Annotated in this window: 9 protein-coding genes; 5 read left to right on the top strand and 4 right to left on the bottom strand. The window is 47.9% G+C overall.

From position 1 onward, the window contains the following. Positions 1–6: 6 nt before the first annotated feature. A complete protein-coding gene (gene cobW / locus CPIN_RS22265; protein ID WP_012792099.1) occupies positions 7–1,053 on the bottom strand; it encodes a cobalamin biosynthesis protein CobW in 1,047 nt (348 codons plus the stop codon). A 411-nt stretch (positions 1,054–1,464) separates the two neighbouring features. On the opposite strand from cobW, the gene CPIN_RS22270 reads away from it, so the two are divergent. The 5 genes from CPIN_RS22270 (at position 1,465) to CPIN_RS22290 (ending at position 10,739) form a co-directional block, all read left to right on the top strand. Continuing rightward, positions 1,465–2,985, top strand: a complete 1,521-nt coding sequence (locus tag CPIN_RS22270; RefSeq protein ID WP_012792100.1) for a ferritin-like domain-containing protein — start codon at positions 1,465–1,467, stop codon at positions 2,983–2,985. Between the two features lie 23 nt (positions 2,986–3,008). Continuing rightward, positions 3,009–5,372, top strand: a complete 2,364-nt coding sequence (locus CPIN_RS22275) for a hypothetical protein (RefSeq protein WP_012792101.1) — start codon at positions 3,009–3,011, stop codon at positions 5,370–5,372. Beyond that, positions 5,372–6,754 (top strand): radical SAM/SPASM domain-containing protein, encoded by a 1,383-nt coding sequence (locus CPIN_RS22280; RefSeq protein ID WP_012792102.1) that lies wholly within the window; start codon positions 5,372–5,374, stop codon positions 6,752–6,754. The genes CPIN_RS22275 and CPIN_RS22280 overlap by 1 nt, the downstream gene beginning before the upstream one ends. A gap of 16 nt (positions 6,755–6,770) precedes the next feature. Continuing rightward, complete coding sequence (qhpG, locus tag CPIN_RS22285; RefSeq protein WP_012792103.1) at positions 6,771–8,237, top strand: flavin-dependent monooxygenase QhpG; 1,467 nt, start codon at positions 6,771–6,773, stop codon at positions 8,235–8,237. Positions 8,238–8,384: 147 nt separating this feature from the next. After that, the gene (locus tag CPIN_RS22290) at positions 8,385–10,739 is read left to right on the top strand and encodes an ABC transporter permease (protein WP_012792104.1); all 2,355 of its coding nucleotides are present in this window, start codon (positions 8,385–8,387) and stop codon (positions 10,737–10,739) included. A 60-nt stretch (positions 10,740–10,799) separates the two neighbouring features. Here the strand turns inward: CPIN_RS22290 and CPIN_RS22295 are convergent, their stop codons facing one another. The 3 genes from CPIN_RS22295 to CPIN_RS22305 are packed head-to-tail and all read right to left on the bottom strand — an operon-like array spanning position 10,800 to position 18,285. Then, entirely contained in the window at positions 10,800–13,340 is a 2,541-nt protein-coding gene (locus CPIN_RS22295) for a zinc-dependent metalloprotease (RefSeq protein ID WP_012792105.1), read from the bottom strand. A gap of 19 nt (positions 13,341–13,359) precedes the next feature. Next, positions 13,360–14,730, bottom strand: a complete 1,371-nt coding sequence (locus tag CPIN_RS22300) for a RagB/SusD family nutrient uptake outer membrane protein (RefSeq protein WP_012792106.1) — start codon at positions 14,728–14,730, stop codon at positions 13,360–13,362. A 12-nt stretch (positions 14,731–14,742) separates the two neighbouring features. Next, positions 14,743–18,285, bottom strand: coding sequence for a SusC/RagA family TonB-linked outer membrane protein (locus CPIN_RS22305; protein ID WP_187294678.1), 3,543 nt, complete (start codon positions 18,283–18,285; stop codon positions 14,743–14,745). Positions 18,286–18,332 lie beyond the last annotated feature (47 nt).

The following is an 18,332-nucleotide window of genomic DNA, read 5'->3' on the forward strand; positions in this document are numbered from 1 at the left end:
CAGGAATTAGCTGACTACAGTCAGTTTTTCATTGATAATAGTAGCCAGGTCTTTATCGTGTAATTCATCACCGATGATCACGAGACTGGTTTTACGGGTTTCGCTGTCTTTCCATTTACGGTCGAAGTATTGATCGAAACGGTTAGATACACCCTGTAATACCATACGCATAGGTTTGCCCGGTACATCGATAAAGCCTTTTATACGGTAGATTTCATATTCTTCGATCAGTTCCTTCAGCGCTTCTACCAGTGCTTCCGGTGTATGTGGTGCAGTAATGTCTACTACAACGGAGTCTATATCATCGTCATGGTGATGGTCCAGACCGTTTGCGTGGTCTTCTTCGTGATGGGAATGACGGCTCTCAAGGTCATTTTCTGCGGCAGCGTTAACACCCAGCAGGATATCTGTGGAGAGTACACCGTTAGCAGCAGCAACCATTTTCACATCCGGGCGTACTTTACCGGCGATGATCGCTTTTACTTCTTCATACTGGGCATCCTCTACGAGGTCTTTCTTGGTCATTACAACCAGGTCGGCGCAGGAGAGCTGATCTTCAAAAAGTTCTTCAATAGGCGTTTCATGATCCAGGGAATCGTCTGCCAGACGCTGTCCCTGTACGCGTTCTCTGTCACAGATCTCACCTGTTGCCTGTCCGACAACGTCTACCACTGTTACCACCGCATCTACCGTAATCTGTGGTTTCAGTTCCGGCCAGTTAAACGCGTGCAGTAATGGCTTCGGTAATGCCAGACCGGACGTTTCAATGATAATATGATCGATTGTGTCTTTACGCTCCATCAGTTGCAACATAACAGGCAGGAATTCTTCCTGTACGGTACAGCAAAGACAGCCATTGTTCAGCTCCAGTACATCGTCTTCATTGGAGCAGCAGGACTTCAGGATTTCTCCGTCAATACCCATTTCGCCGAATTCGTTGACAATTACCGCCAGTCTGCGGCCATTTGCATTTTGTATGAGGTTACGTATGAGGGTTGTCTTACCAGAACCGAGGAAGCCAGTAATGATAGTAACCGGAATTTTTGAAGCCATAAGTAGTATTGTTTAGAGAGCGTGTAAATTACATATTATTTAGCAGACATACTACGATCACCCCTATTTGCAGCAGACTAAAAACCGGATAAGTACCGGCGTATCCGTTACAGTGATCGTTTATAGCGACACACTACGTAAATGCATACATACAAAGCATTTAATATATGCTTCGTTTTATAACTGCGTCAGTCATCTTATAGCAGCTGACGCTGAATTTTGATTTTGGCAGCTAAGAAAAAAGTCTTTACCTTTCAAAGACCTCGAAAGGACCAAATCAATATACGAAGCAAACAAAATAACTATTACAAAATTTACAGAACAACGAACGTGATACCTCAACATTGCAGGTGAAAACTTCTATTTAATTATTCCACACCAACTCACAATTACTTCAAAACACCACTGCTCATGCAACGTAATTTTGAACGTTACCTCGGCCCTGTGTTCGAAAGGGCACAACTCAACAAAGTCAGAACGGAAGCACTGAAATCAGCTAATTTCGATGGCATCCAGTCCATGGATTACTCCACCTTCGAAACCAGTGAAGCCCCTATCAGTATCCCACCGGAATTCAACGGCAAAGACTATGTTTCTTTCCTGCTTTGTATCGATGCGGAAATTGAACATGGCCTGATGCTGCAATATCTGTACGCCGCTTACAGTCTTGGCGGTCCGCAGATACCTGACGAATACAAACAACCGATCAAGGAAGCACAAGAAGTGATCCTCGGCATTGCCAAGGAAGAAATGGGCCACTTCGTTTCTGTACAGAATGTACTCAAACTGATCGGTGCTCCACTGCATTTTGAAAGACAGGATTATCCCTGGGATACGCCCTTCTACCCTTTTCCTTTTAAGCTGGAACCGCTGACCCTTGGTTCACTGGCAAAATATGTCTACGCTGAAGCTCCGCAAAGCTGGCTGGATGAAGATCAGGAATGGGCGCCGGAGATCAAAAGATGGGTATTTGCAGAGGTACCGAAGCCTAATACCGTAGGCGCATTATTCGAAGTATTACTTAAACTGATCAACGATCCGGATGTTATCCCTGATGAAGCTTTCCAGGCAGAAACCTTTCCTTTCCAGGCCAAGTTCGATGAATGGGGTCGTGGTTATAAAAAAGGTGAGCGTGGCAATCCGGATGGAAGTGGTCCTGCCGGTTCTCCTGATGTATTGGTAATGCCACTGGCAAGCAGAGATGACGCCTTTAAAGCACTCAGCGAGATCGCAGAACAGGGAGAAGCCACCATCGATGAAAACCCGGCTCCATCTCACTTTGAGCGCTTCCTCGATGTATATAAAAAGCTTAAAAAGGTCATGAATGACTCAGCATCGACCTTCCCTCTTTCGAGGAACGTAGCGATCAATCCTGAAATCCCTGCCGACAGCGGTGATTATCCAAGCGATGATCCTAACAGTTCTCCTTCAGAAGGACAGATCTATGAACCCAACCCAAAATATAACGAGCTGGATTTTATCACCAATCCGGAAGCACAGACATGGGGACACCTGTTCAACTTACGTTACCGTATGCTGTTGAACTTCCTCACACACAGCTTCCTGCTGGACAATGGTTTTAATAATGTAGGCGCTATCTCACCACGTGGTATGATCATCAATTCTACTTTTGGTGAAATGTACAACCTGCGCAGCATAGCCACTGTGATGGTACAATTGCCACTCACGACAGATACAAGTAATACCAAAGTTGCCGGTCCGCCGTTCCTGGTACCCTACACACTCACGCTTCCTATGGGAGAACATAACAGATGGCGTACACATAAGGACCTGATCGAGGCATCTCAACCCCTGATCGCTAAACTGCTGCATCAATCAGCTGAGTACAATCATCGTTATCTCCATTCATTAAGAGAAGCTGACCTGCGGCTCTTACAGGTAATAGAGGAGCTTACAACAACCACTGTTTAACTAACCAGCAAAAAATCCAAGTTATGTCAATCCTAGCATTACGTATACTTCCTCCTATCGCGATAGGCAGATTGGGTGCGTCCCAGATACCCGTAGCCGCTTATGACCTGGTCGTACCTGAGAACAAACCACTTGATTTCAGACAGATTGCACCACAGGCTACCCTCACTATTGATCCGTCGACTAACCAGATCAAAGATGATGATACGCCACCACCGGTGATCATTTTCAAAGAAGGCAATTCTACACAGAACACTGACGTTAGTATACGTCCGGTGGCGCCTTTCCTGGAATTGTATGCTATCACCAGCGACGATGCCAATACACTTGTTCCTGTTACACAGGCATTGCTTGAAAAACATGGTTACAAACTGGAAAACATCAGCTGGTCTGTGAATGTCGGCAACCTGAAGGTGTTTCGTCGTACCGGCAAACCAGCTGATAAAATCATCGCTAAAATTGAAAATATCACCAGCAATGATCCACAACCTTTAAAAGGCTTGTGCGATAACTTTTATGCGGATAAATGGCTGCCTTTAGGTATCGTACAATATGTAAAACCTTCTGCTAAATATCCGGGCCTGCGCTTCCGTTTTACACCAGGACCAGGTAAGGTTTATGGCTCTTCTACACAGCGTATTGAAGCTGAAAAAAAAGACCCTGTAGCTGATCCTATCATCAATAGTGAAGACCTGGTATTGTATAACCCTGCCGGGGGCTGGCTGAATTATGCAGAAGGTTCTGCATTCAACCCTACATACACTATGCCTGCACAGATCTTTGCAGGCTATGATAAAGACAATGGCGATCACGTTAGCTGGGGTTACCTCGACGATGAATGTGACGGCGAAGTAACTGCTACATTACAAGGTACAGGTGCAAGCATCAGTGCGACTGCACACATCGTGGCAGGCCCTCCTGCCTATGCACCTGATATCCTGCCGATCCGTGCAGTATCAGACGAAATAGAGCAGATCTTCAGCGGTGTTGATCCTGACGCAGAAGTATCTATCGACGAGGCAGAAGATATCGTGCGTCGTGCATTTGAATCCATCACCCTGATGAATACCGCTGTCATGAACGGTAATCCTATCAACGGCCGCGAGAACGTCGCCAGTACGATGGTAAGACAGGACACCAATGACTTTGGCAGACTGTATGAGCCCATTATGGCAAGTTCTATTGTAGACAACCTTGCACTGCGTACACTGCATGAAAGAGTCTTCAATGGACTCAGTACCGGCGCTGCTGCCTGGTTTGCTTCTGCTCTGCGCAGACCTTACCAGATCGGCGACCTTTCCAATGCGGAACGTAGTAAAATGCCTGGCATGATGCGTGGCGCAGACGGAAGAGGGTTGACGCTCACCTATCGTATGATCAATAACGTTGTGCAGGCGGCTACTGATGCCATGTTTAAAAATGGTCAGGCGTCTCCAGGGCTGCTGGCACCGCCACAACCAGGAGAGCCAATCGCTGCCGCTGATCTGAAAGCACAATTGTTCTATCGTGGTGCGGGTAATCCTTACAGCGTACTGGCCAGAGCAGCTATCTCCAACTGTTTCCCGGGACTGGAGTTTGACTTCCGCAACCTGTGGCGCCATACTTTCGAAGGACTTACTCTCAGCGAAAACGACAACTATGTACTGGAAGATAACAGCGGACATAACCTGACCGGACATAGATTAATCGGTATCAATGGTCAGCCGACAATGGTACGTGGCGAAGGCCCTGTATTTCCTGGCGGAGATAACGTACACCTGAAAACAGAAGACAATCCAAATGGCGCAGCCTTTATGGAATGGTCCAATCTGATAGCAGGATTGAAACTGGGTCAGACGGCAGAACTGCAGTTCACCACAGACGTAGCGACGTTGCCGGTACTGGTAACGGCAGACGATCTGAAAACCAGCACCTATCCAAAGCTGACGTTTAACGTGAACAGCTACCTGGCAAAAGATGCTGCTAATAACAAGACGGCGGCGCTGAATCCGGCGATTGTGAGTCCAGGCGAACTGACTCATGGCCTCTGTGCGCCATGGCAGAATGACTACAGGGAATGCGCCTGTTATTATTGGGCCGCCAGCCGACCAGACTATGTAAACGTACAACCAGGTGATAACGGGTTAAGTAAAGGAGACATGTGGCTGTCTAAACGACGCACAGGTACCTATATTCCGGATAATCGTACCGATTCCAGGCTGTTCTCTTACGATGACCTGTTCCTCAACTGGCAGGGAGAACTGAACTTCATTATCGATGGAAAGGATGCACTGGCCAGTAATCCGCTGGTGACACCTCTACAGGATGCTTCGCAGGCTGCTAAAGCTTCCAGAGCTTCTAAGTCAGGCGATCAGGTACATTCCAATCCTTCACTAATTGACGAGTAATGAACCCTGTAGCAACACATACAAATACTAATTCACTGGCAGTTATTGCCAGTGAATTAGCTTCCCGCATACAACAACGTACACCACCACGTTCGCCTCAGATCCATCTTGTCCCTACCGCAGGTAATACACAATTATTTATTGCCAACGGCAGCAGGATGTATACAGTCTCTGCTTCTATTGCAGATCGTCTACAGCAATTGCTGTCAACGGGTGACGAAGCGGCTATTACGAACGAACTGATCAACCTCGGACTTGACACACCTGCTCTGATTAATGACAGACCGCTGGAAAGCCCTAAGTTATATGCCCTGTCACTGGCTATTGCGCAGAAATGTAATATGGGTTGCGCTTATTGCTATGCTGATCAGGGAGAGTTTGGTGGTCCCATGAAGAATATGTCGCTCGATACGGCCAAGCAGTCTGTAGATCTTTTATTAAAAGACTGTACACCGGGCAGTAAAGTACAGGTCACCTTCCTGGGCGGAGAACCTTTGATCAACCGGAATGCACTAAGAGAGGCAACAATTTATGCATTCGAACAAGGCAGACAAAAAGATGTAAAGGTCAATTTCTCGCTCACGTCCAACGGAACATTGCTGCGGGCAGATGATGCCGATTTCTTTGAAGAATATGGTTTCGCAGTGACAATCAGTCTGGATGGTATCGGCGAACAGCATGACCGCTTGCGCCCTATGAAAGGAGGCGCTGGTACCTATGCGAAGATCATGGAGAATATCCAGCCTTTACTGGCCAGACAACGTACCATGCAGGTATCAGCCAGAGTCACTGTCACACCCTTGAATATAGACCTGGCAAAGACCTTACAGGAGTTTGTCGACATGGGTTTTCATAGCGTCGGCTTCTCTCCTTTGTTACGTTCCAGCAATGGCAAAGGTGAAATGTCTCCGGAAGATCTGCAACAGATGTTACAGGGTATGATTGAATGCGGACTGTTATTTGAGCAGCACGTCATCTCCGGAAAACGCTTCCCTTTCCTCAATATGGTCAATGCGCTGAAAGAGATTGCCAAAGGTACCCATCGTCCTTACCCTTGTGGTGCTGGTGCGGGTTATATGGGAGTTTCTGCAGATGGTGCATTATCTGCCTGCCATCGGTTTGTAAATGAACCGGCAGGACATATGGGCGATCTCGATAACGGAATAAATCCTACCTTACAGAACGGCTGGTTATCCAACAGACATGTACATCAACAGGAGCCCTGTCATCAGTGCTGGGCCAGGTATCTCTGCGGTGGTGGCTGTCATCATGAGGTACTGGAAAAAGGCCGTACTGCCTGCGATTATATCCGTGGATGGCTGCATTACACCATGCAGGCACACGAACGGATCTCCAGACTCGTACCCGATTGGTATAGATAGCTATAACACCCCATATATGACCCCGGAACAAACATTTGATGTATTGATCATCGGCGCCGGTCCTGCCGGTAGCTGTGCCGCCTTACGCCTTCTTTCCCTTGGATACAATGTGGTATTGACAGAAAGCGAACCCTTTCCCCGTCCGCAGATCGGTGAATCACTGTCTCCTGGTATCCGGAATATCTTTGATTACCTGAACGCGGGTGACCTGCTTCATACACGTCATTACCTGCATCAGCTGCATGCACAGGTTATCTGGGATACACCAACTCCACAACTGGTCAATACCGCACAACGTGGTGCAGGTGTCATGGTGGACAGGGCACAACTGGATCAGGACCTGCTGCAACTGGCGGTTAACCGGGGTTTACACTTATATCAACCTGCCCGCTTCGAATCCTGTAAAAGGACGGAAGAGACATGGACCTCCACACTCAGAACGGACACGGGCATCATCAGTATCAGCTCCCGCTTTATACTGGATGCCCGCGGCCGTCGTGGGAATCATATGCAGGACAGGGTATTAACAGCACCACAGACGGTAGCGATGTGGGCTGAGTTACCCGGACAATCCCTGCCAACAGATACCCTTATTGAAGCAAGACCCGAAGGATGGATATGGGGCTCCCCTACACCCGGAGGATCATGCAGGATCATCACTTTTACAGATCCGGAAACCATCCGGCAACAGCCCCTGGTAAAGGTATTCAGTGGTATCCTTTCCGCAACGAACTTATTTGCTGCGGCAGCAGACATTCCCATTTCCGGCATCCAAACCTGTAGCGTATTTACTTACGCGCATACGGATCCCTGGAAGGACAATTACCTGCGCCTGGGAGAAGCTGCCTTTTCACTGGACCCGCTGTCTTCTACCGGTGTAGAAAAAGCGATGCGTTTTTCCCTGCAGGCGGTTATTGCCATCAATACTATTCTGAAAACAGATCAGACGAGTATGGCGCAGTCCTTCTACGAAAATAAGATGATCGAATCCATTGCCAGTCATACCCACTGGACCAGTGGCTACTATGCCCAGGCATGGCCGGGACAGGGACACCCTTTCTGGCAGAGACGATCCCTGCCCTATATTGACACTCCCGGACAGTCCACACCATTCTACAACAGACTAAAAGACAAGTTTAACCCGGCTCCGCCGCCTGGTCCGCAGCGACGTATCAACGTGCAACAGGAATTACCCCGTTTATGGCATGAAACCGTACAGCTATCCCCATCCCTGATATTTGAAGAAGTACCCTGCGTGATCGACGATATGCTGCAATTGCGTACGGCTATCCGGCACCCTAATCTTGACCGGGAGATTGCCTATGTAGAAGAGGTAGAGCTCTCTCCTTTGCTTTCTATGGCCAATAAAAGCGCTACTTTTGGCGCCATTGTGGAAGAGTGGAGTAAACTACTGCCTTTTGAACAGGCGGTCCGTATCGCCTTCTTTTTGTGGGATAAAGACATTCTGTGCGAAATGCCTTAGCAGAAACGTCCGGAAGCGAACATTTCCTTTACCGAAAGCGAACAGCGGTCAATACCTTCTTTTTTGCAACACATTGTTTATCAGACATTCTCGCGTAATGGCACCTGCTTTGCAGCGTGAGCGCATACCCGTATTTAAACCAATCGCATGTTCCGGAACTACGTTATTATCGCCTTCAGGAATCTGAAACGCAATTTCAATTATGCCGCGCTGAATGTTATAGGGCTGACTCTGAGCATTGCCGCCTGCCTGATCATATTCCTCGTTACCAAAAATGAACTGACATACGACCTGCATCACCACAAGGCAGAAAGGACTTATCGCGTAACCTTACATGCACTGGATTACAACCCCAGCGTATCCATGGCGATTGCACCCGCTATGCGGACCTCCTTTCCGGAACTGGAAACGGTGGCCCAATATCTTCCCAGGACGGACGCCTTTGTAAAAGTGGGCGAAGCCCGTTATAAGGAAAAAGAGTTCGCTTATGGCGATCAATATATGCCGGAGGTATTCGACTATACCTGGCTGAGAGGATCGGCTAAAACAGCCCTCTCTGAGCCCAATACGGTAGTACTTACCGAAAGCCTGGCACACAAATATTTCGGCTCACAGGATCCTATGGGACAGGTACTGCGGCTCAATAACCATTTTGACCTGAAAGTCAGCGGTGTCATCAAAGACCTACCGGCTAATACCAGCCAGGTGTTCGGATTCATGATATCCTTTGCGACTATACAAAAGGAAATGGGCAGGGCGATGGAAGAGTTTTATGCCATTGCCGGCGGACAAACATTCATCGTCACACCGCCTAATTTCGATATCAGCAAACTGCAAAGCCGCATGAAACCTTTTATTAAGGATCATTGGGGCGCGGAGACTGCGGAAGGTGCAGAACTGCCTTTACAGCCGTTAAAAGATATTCATTTTGACCAGCGATATATTCAGAGTACAACGGCTTCCCGTCAGACGTACATGGCACTGATCGCCATTGCAATATTTATTATCGTAACAGCCTGTATCAACTTCATCAACCTGGCTACGGCACAGGCAGTGAAACGTGCCAAAGAAACAGGGGTCAGGAAAGTACTGGGCGCCAATCGTGGTCAGCTGATCAGGCAGTTCCTGGGCGAAACAGCCATCCTGGTATTCGCCACCATACTGGCGGGTCTGATTGCCGCTTACCTGGCTTTGCCGCCCGTTGCTGCCGCCATGGATGTACATATTGGCATCCGGCAGTTAAATCAACCCATCGTCTATCTCCTGCTGCTGGCACTGGGAGTGGTGATAGTATTGCTGGCAGGTCTTTATCCTGCCTTTGTGCAATCTTCTTTCCAACCGGCGCTGACCATGAAGGGTGCAGGCAAACAAACTTCCGGAGGACTGAGTCTGCGTAAATCGCTCGTATTTGTACAGTTCCTTGTATCACAGGTGCTGATCATCGGTACACTGGTTGTCGCCAAACAGATGGACTTCTTTAAAAACCAGGACCTGGGATTTGATAAAGAAGCGGTTGTGACCATCCCGCTGATGAACAGGGAAACCCAACAGGTATTGGGACAGCAACTGAAAACGATCAACGGGGTGAAAGAAATCAGTTTCTCTTCCGCAGCTCCTTCCTACAACAATAATTATGCACCGTTCAGTTGCCCGGAAAGAGGCGTTTCGAAAGATGATGTCACAGAGGTAAGATTCATCGATGATCATTATCTGCAATTCTTCAATATCAAACTGCTGGCAGGTACCAATGTGTCGAATGTGAAGGATAAAGATTCCCTCAGACAGGTAGTTGTGAATGAGACCCTGCTTCATAAACTGGGACTTAAAACACCGGAAGAAGCAATTGGCATGAATATCCAGTTTGCAGGTGATAAGGTCACTATCAATGGTGTGGTACAGGATTTCCAGAGTGAATCCAAACACAAGGAAAGAAGACCCTGTATCCTGATCGGATTCCCAAGAGGTTTTAACGTTGTCAGTGCAAGACTGTACTCTAAAGGTATGCACGCTACCCTGACACAGATAGAACAAAAATGGGCGGCTTTATACCCTGATGGCCTATTCGATTATGAATTCCTGGATGACCATATCGCGGCATTATACAAACAGGAACAGAAAGTATTTAACGCTTACCAGATCTTCTCCATCCTGGCCATCGTCATTGGTTGTCTGGGGCTATACGGATTAGTTGCATTTGCAGCTGTACAAAGGAATAAAGAAGTGGGCATCAGAAAGATCCTGGGGGCTTCCGGTACTGACATTGTGACCTTGTTGGGAAAAGAATTTATTCTCCTGATCGCGGTTGCCTTCCTTGTGGCCACGCCACTCTCCTACTTCCTGATGCATAACTGGCTGGGCAACTTTGCGTATCACATTTCCCTGCAACCAGGCATATTCTTTATCGCGCTCAGCTGCTCTGTAGCCATCGCCGCTTTGACGATCGCACACCAGTCTGTGAAAGCAGCTGTCTCCAATCCACTCAAAAGTATCAAAACAGAATAAATACAAAGGGGGCTGTTTAATAACAGCCCCCGATACATTCATGCTTATTTTTATTGTCAATTAAAATCTCAGGTCTTTTTCACCGATCTTATTGATCTTGTAGTTCAGATCTTTCAGATGACGCTGTGTATCTTTATCCAGTCTCGGATCATTCATCATTCTCATGATCAGCTGTTGTTCCTTTGTCAATGCCGCTCTCATTACATCGCTGAGGTCAGTCAGATAGAAAGTATACATCTGGCTCATACCGGAAATCATCTGATCCATATTATCGGTAGGATATACCATATCCAGCAGTTTGTTGATATAGATCTTCTGTAAGTTGCGTCTGTAGAAACTTACACTTTTGCCTTCATACAATTCTCTGAAGACGATCTTGTCCAGGTCCAGCATCAGCTCGTCAGCTGTATACACCTTGCCGGTACCTTTACCATCATGCTGTGCTGCCAGCATAGAGGTCATACGGAAACGGTTTAAAATACCATTTAACACCCCTCTCTGCACCTCGCTCAGGTCAATGCCGAATTTATCAGGTATCTTATCCATCAGCGATTTCTCGTTCAGCCACTCAGGCGTTGTGAACAGTTCCTTATCCAGGAAAGCCACTGCTTCTTTCTGACGTTTGTATTCTACCACTTCGTAAGTAGCACCCGGCTGCCCCGCAATTTTTTCGGTGTGGTATTCTCCGCCGATATTACGTACCACGTGTCCGATGTAGGTACCATACTGGTCGTACACTGCTGTCAGCATGTTACGCATATTGGTATAATCCTTCTCCGGCTCGTAAGTCCACTGACCGAGGTTTTTGATAATACGCTTCAGGTTCATGATACCATAGGTACCCGCTTTCATCGCATCATCCCCCAGGTCTTCGTTCTGACAGCGTGGATCCAGTGGCTCCATTTCACTGCCAAACCAGAGACGTTGGTTCTTCAGACTATCAGTAACAATCGGCGTCAGTAATTTCTGCTCTTCATATTCATCTTTCACGTTATCGCGCCATTTGTACCCCCATTCAATTGCCCATTTATCATAGTCATTGATGCGGGGATACAAGCCTGCACGGCTGATATTATCTTCCGGTTGCGCTACATAGTTGAAACGTGCGTAGTCCATAATGGAAGGTGTATGGCCATATTTCTCTACCCATGCCTTGTTACGCAGGTTTTCTACCGGAACGGTGGAACTGGAACCGAAGTTGTGCATCAGACCGAGTGTGTGACCTACCTCATGAGAAGACACAAAACGGATCAGATCCCCCATCAGTTTATCGTCAAATACCAGCTTTCTCGCACCGGTATCAACAGCCGCACACTGTACGAAATACCATTTCTGCAGCAGTGACATCACATTGTGGTACCAGAAGATGTGACTCTCCAGGATCTCGCCGGTACGCGGGTCGTTTACATTGGGGCCCATGGCATTGGCTATGGATGAAGGACGGTAGATGATGGCGGAGTGACGCGCATCTTCCAGGCTCCAGGTGCTGTCTTCCTGACGGGAAGGCGCTTCTCGTGCATAAATGGCATTTTTAAAACCAGCGCGCTCAAAAGCAGCCTGCCAGTCATTTACACCCTGTATCAGGTAAGGGATCCATTTCTTTGGGGTAGATGGATCGATATAAAATACGATCGGCTTTACCGGTTCTACCAGCTCACCACGTTTGTATTTTTCTACGTCTTCCGGTTTAGGCTCCAGTCTCCAGCGTACAGCATAGGTGGTATTGGTTACACCCTGCGGATTAGCGTCAAAGTCTTTATGTGAGATGGTGAAATAACCCACGCGTTTGTCCTGTAAACGCGGACGGGCCATCTTCTCAGGCAGCAGCACCATAGAAGAGTTCAATTCCACGCTATAGTTAGCAGATGTTGGGTTAAGACCAGCTGCATATGTTTTGAATGCACGTACCTCTACGTTGGTGGGATAAGCGTGTACATATTTCACATAACTCCTGTCGTTCTGCTGAGCGCCCATACCTGCACGCGTTTTAAACAACGGCTTACTGAAGTAAGTGATGTCGTTATCACTGCTCAGGAATTCGCTCATGTTCAGTACGACTGCACTGGAATCAGCGTTATAGGCAACAATCGGGAATACAGCTGCAATTGCCTGTACGTTGTTACGCTGCACACTGGTGTACATGGGTTTAGAAGTATCGCCGCTGTATTCGGAGAAAGAGAGTCTGCGGAGATAGAGGTTGTTATTACGCGCCTTTTCAAAGCGGTATACCGCCTCTCCTATCTGGTCGCCGGTAAGGCCCCAGTTACCGTTACGCATGTCTACAGAAGCTTCTGCTACACGGTTAACGATCAGGATGTCCTTGCCCATGACAGACAATGGCACTTCAAAATAATACTCGTCTTCTTTGGCGTGAACAATAATGAAACCGGTATCCGTGCGCATGTCTTTGGTGATCACGTCACTATACTTCTTTAGCTTCGAGGGTGCGGGCTTTTTACCAACAGTGGTGTCCGCCTTTATCTCAGCAGGCGTGGTTTCTTTATCTTTCTTCTTTTTCCGCTGTGCTGTAGCCTGTACAGATGCGGCCAGCAGGACGCATGACAAAAGCCATACGCCTGGGCTTAGTTTCAATCTTAACATATGTGGTTAGCTGATGTTGTTATCTCGGATTCTGTGCGAGCTCCGGGTTAAATTGGATATTTTTTGCCGGAATCGGAAAAACGTAACGATTGCTGTTAGGCGTTAAAGTATAGGTTTGTCCGCGGTAGGTACGACTAACCGTTACCGTATACTTTGGATCCAGGTTCAGCCGCTTCTGATCAAACCAACGCAGACCACTGGCCATCAGTTCACGACGACGTTCTGTCAGCACAAGGCGAAGCGCTTCCTCAGCGTCATTCGTATCCAGTGCGACATAGTCAGCCGCCGTAAAACGCTTCTCTCTCAGTTTATTCAAGAGGGAAACTGCTTCCGCTGTCTTACCTGTACGTGCATCACATTCCGCCAGCGTCAGCATCATTTCACCTACACCCGGACCGGTATAAGCGCCGGAAGCCAGTGTCAGTCTGGTACGCCAGTAACCACGACCAGGGAAAGAAGACCATTGGAAACTGGAGCCATCTGCCGTATACAGATCGTAACGCAGGTCACCGGTTTCGAACAGTTTTACCAGGTCAGGATTCAATGCATAGGTTACGGAAGCGCCGACATTTTTCACCAGCATGATTTCAGGATCTTTGTATACGGTCGGCATGGTAGACGGACTACCGGCATAGACCTTCAGATCCAGTAAGGTTGATTGCCTGCTTAACGCGCTGTCAGCATAGGCAGCTGCGTTTGCATACGCTCCCATATAAAGCGATGCACGGGCCATCAGGGCATATGCGGCTGTGGAGGATGGTAGTAATGTAATAGTCGCCTGTGTTGGTAAAACCGGCGCTGCCTCTTTCAGATCCGCCATGATCTGATCATATACTGCCTGTACAGAAGCCCTGTTCAGTGACGCAAAAAGATCGGGCTTCAGCAGTAAAGGCACTCCCGGCGCTGTTGCTGCCGTCGCCTTTTCATACTGACGGGCGTACCCATTTACCAGCATCAGGTAAGCATAGGCGCGGTGTACAAGGGCCTGACTGCGCACCACTTCTTTTTGTTGTGTGGTACCACCCTGGCTGCTACGTACACCCTCTATGATCGTATTACAGGTATAGATCTGTTTATAAAAACGGGTCCAGTCCGGATCATCTGCCTCGGCGACGATCGTTTCTGCCCAGATATAGGCATTCGCCTGTGCGGTCAGCATACTGTTTTCAAAAGGATCATAGCTCACGCCATAGTCATCCGCTGCATAAACAGGGAAGCTGAAAGAAGGCGCCATATCATTGTCGCTTTGCAAAAGGAGCTGATAATCGGTTGTATTCACCAATGCTCTTTTACCCTGCGGATTCACCTCCACATAACTGCGGCATCCTGTATTCCAGAGCAGGGACGCACTGCCCAATGTGATATATAAAAGTTGTTTTATAGTAGACATGATCAGTAACGATTAGAATGAGACATTTACGTTGAAAGTATAGGTCGGCGCTGGTGCAAGACTGGAATAGCTGCTTGTGGTCAGGTATATCGGATCGATGCCGTCCTTGTTCCTGCGCCAGATTACACCCAGATTGCTGGCAGTGGCGCCCATTGTCACGCTCTTGATAGCAGGCATTCTCTTCAGGAGCTTTGCCGCCAGGATATAGCTCAGTGTCACCTGATCCAGTCGTGCGTGTGAAGCGCTGATAACGTTGATATCAGACTGCGTATATCTGATGATGCTGGTAGAGTTGGCGTTCAGCAGACCAGGAATATTAGTAGTTGCTTCATCACCAGCTTTACGCCAGCGGTTCACCATCGCCTGGGAATTACCGATAAAGCCTGGCGCCTGTCCGAACGATGGATACAGACCTGGCAGGATATCCTGCTTCAGTACTTTATGTCCCAGGTAGTACGTCGCTCTTGCAGAGAGGCTGAGTTGTTTATAGCGAATAGTGTGCATGAAACCACCGAATACAACCGGATCTTTACGACCTTTATAATGCCAGTCAGCAGCTGTCAGTGCAGTACCGTCAGTAGAACTCAGGATCTTTCCTTCCGCATTGCGGATCTGGGTCTGTCCTTTATCATCCAGACCTGCCCATTCGAGGGCCATTACATAGCCTACCGGGAGATCAACAATAGGAGAACCCTGGGAAACAGAAGTCGTAGTAGCCGGGAAGCGGGCATCCGTAACCTTATTGGTATTATAAGCCAGGTTCAGACTCGCTGTATACCCCCAGCTGGCACGACGGATAATATTCGCATTCAGACCAAGTTCAAGACCATGGCTCTTCATCGTAGCAGTGTTGTATGCTACGCTGGTCCAGCCGTAGGTAGAATTAAACGGCAGATTTACCACGATGCCACGGGAACGTTTGCTGTAGTAATCAAAGGTGATATTCAGCAAACCACGTAACACAGATGCGTCCAGTCCACCGTTCAGTGTGGAAGTTGTTTCCCATCCCAGATCCTGATTGCCCGGAGAACCCAGACTACCATAACCCAGGCCGGTCTGAGAGTTTGGTGCATATACATTCACGACAGTAAAATTAGACCCGCCTGTCGGCGCTGTACCGGCAGTACCATAGGTTGCACGTAAGGCCAATGCATCCAGCCATTTCTGACCAGCCATGAATTTCTCTTTAAAGAGATCCCATTTCAGACCAGCTGACCATAAAGGAATCGCCCTGTTGCGACGATCGATGCCATACATGCTTACATCGTCAAAACGAATGCTACCGGATACAAAATACTTATCGAATAAGGAGTAGTTCGCAGTAGAGAAATAAGACAGGTAACGCTGGATGTTTGTTACATAAGCGCCATCCTGGTAGCCCAGTTGTCTGGTACCACCGAAGAACAGACTGTAATTCACCGTTGGATTAAATGCCTGGGAAGTACCTGTATTTTCGTCATATCCATAGCGGATCTGTCTGTAGCCTTTCGACTTGGACTCACGGATATCTGTACCTGCGAGGAAAGTCAGTTTGTGAATCAGGTTCCACTGTTTATTAATATTCAGCTGTGCTCTTGTGCCGTAGTCAGTTGACCAGCTGTTAGTATTGGTCATGATGCCGCCGACAGGCACGCCATACACCAGTTTACCGTTCTGGATGGTAGTGGCGCTATTCAGGAAATCCCTGGTAAAATAACTACCCAGTTCATTCAGCAGGGTGATTTCCTGGGAACTACGCTGATACATACCAGATACCTGGAAATCCGCCCAGGGAGTCAGACGTGTAGTCAGCGACAGCTGCATACGGGTGGCCTGTTTTTCAAAGCGGGTTTTTGAGTAATTCAGTTCGTTGATCGCGTTATATGTCCATGGGAGCAGGCCCAGTTTATTATGAAGACTATCCTCGATCTCCGGCTTCAACAGGAAGCTATTGTCGATAGATTGACCATTCTGATCTATCAGCTGATCGTAAGGTCTTAATCCGTAGGAACCAGGTTGTAATGCGCGTATGGCGGCCTGATTCACAAAACTGGTAGAGTAGTTATGAGTCAGACCTGCGGTGATTTTCGCACGACCGCCAAGGATATCAGAAGTAAGGCTACTATTGATAAAGTAGTTGGTGGCGCTGTTGCTTTTATAGGAAGGCTGATCTTTGGAATAGTTACCAGATACATGGTAGCTGCTGGTTCTGCCTCCACCGGACAGCGACAGGTTATATTGCTGTGTCACCGCTGGTTGTAGCAGGTTTTCACGGATCTGCGACTGGTTATTGGTAGCCGCCAGTCTTTCCAGTTGTGCATCCCGCTGCTGATCAGTGATCTCGCCACGTTTCGCCAGGAACATATATCTTACTGCCTGACTGGGATTACTGAAACGCCAGTGTGTGAAAGGGTCCTGGTAGAAGTTCGCGTCAAACATTTCCTTTTCCATGTCGATGTACTGCGCACTGTTCATCGTTTTCAGTTTTGACAGACTGACAGGAGCCGAAACACTCAGGGTAGCACCTGCGTTCACGGTAGTCGCTTCGCCTCTTTTACCTTTCTTGGTTTCAATCACAATCACACCATTTGCGGCACTGGAACCCCATATAGAGGTGGCAGCGGCATCTTTCAGGAAAGTGATGCTTTCAATATCATTCGGGTTGAAGGCACTCAGTACCGCGTTATTGGTACCTGACTGATCTCCGAACAAAGGCGTATAACCCGGACGAAGGTTCAGGTTCTGATCTATTGCCGGAAAACCATCAATGATGATCAATGGTGCACTTTGCAGGAAGTTATTGGCGCTTCTGATCTGTATGGTATTATTTACAGGGTCAAAGCGTACGCCAGGTACTTTACCTTCCAGGCGTCTGGCCAGGTTGATATCAGGTGTCTCTTCCAGTTCTTTGGAAGTGATCACCGTATATGATCCAGGTGTGGATGCTTTCTCGATCTTCTGAAAACCGGTACTTACGACAACACCTCTAAGTTCTCTTTGCTGCGGTGTCAGGGTGATCTTTACATTGACATCACCGTCCGTTACCGTAATCTTTTTATGAGCAGTGAGGTAAGCCAGGTGTCTTACTTCCAGGGTATAGTTACCAGCAGGTACGGCGGCCATCATAAAGGTACCGTCATTCTGTGTGGTTGCACCCCTGTCTTCAGTAGGCATCAATCGTACGATTGCCCCTGGTACCGGCACCCCTCTTTCATCAATGATTTTCCCTGATACAAGCGGCAGTTTCTGCGGTGCTGTATAAGGCATTGGTACGGGCGCCGTTCTGCGGGATATAACGATCGTTTTGTTTTCGATCGAATAATCCAATGGCTGATTGTCTAAAGCTTTTTTCAGGAAATGCTCCAGCGGTACTTCTTTAGCGCTGATAGAGACTGGTTTTGTTTTTCCCAACAGATCCTGATCGTAGAACACCACATAGCCCGTTTGCTGCTTGATAATTCTGAATACCTGTTCCAATGGCACATCCTTGCAGGTATACGTGATGTTCTGCGAATAACTGATTTTGGCGCTTGCCTGCATAATAAATGCCAGCAACAAAATGGTTGATAATCGCATAATACGTAGCGTTTGATTCACTAACCGGCTACCCTTTTGGATAGGCA

This window comes from Chitinophaga pinensis DSM 2588, from assembly GCF_000024005.1.
Classification (GTDB): Bacteria; Bacteroidota; Bacteroidia; order Chitinophagales; family Chitinophagaceae; genus Chitinophaga; species Chitinophaga pinensis.

Coding starts and splice junctions, on each gene's coding strand:
- cobW (WP_012792099.1), bottom strand. CDS start 1,053: ATGGCTTCAAAAATTCCGGTTACTATCATTACTGGCTTCCTCGGTTCT.
- CPIN_RS22270 (WP_012792100.1), top strand. CDS start 1,465: ATGCAACGTAATTTTGAACGTTACCTCGGCCCTGTGTTCGAAAGGGCA.
- CPIN_RS22275 (WP_012792101.1), top strand. CDS start 3,009: ATGTCAATCCTAGCATTACGTATACTTCCTCCTATCGCGATAGGCAGA.
- CPIN_RS22280 (WP_012792102.1), top strand. CDS start 5,372: ATGAACCCTGTAGCAACACATACAAATACTAATTCACTGGCAGTTATT.
- qhpG (WP_012792103.1), top strand. CDS start 6,771: ATGACCCCGGAACAAACATTTGATGTATTGATCATCGGCGCCGGTCCT.
- CPIN_RS22290 (WP_012792104.1), top strand. CDS start 8,385: ATGTTCCGGAACTACGTTATTATCGCCTTCAGGAATCTGAAACGCAAT.
- CPIN_RS22295 (WP_012792105.1), bottom strand. CDS start 13,340: ATGTTAAGATTGAAACTAAGCCCAGGCGTATGGCTTTTGTCATGCGTC.
- CPIN_RS22300 (WP_012792106.1), bottom strand. CDS start 14,730: ATGTCTACTATAAAACAACTTTTATATATCACATTGGGCAGTGCGTCC.
- CPIN_RS22305 (WP_187294678.1), bottom strand. CDS start 18,285: ATGCGATTATCAACCATTTTGTTGCTGGCATTTATTATGCAGGCAAGC.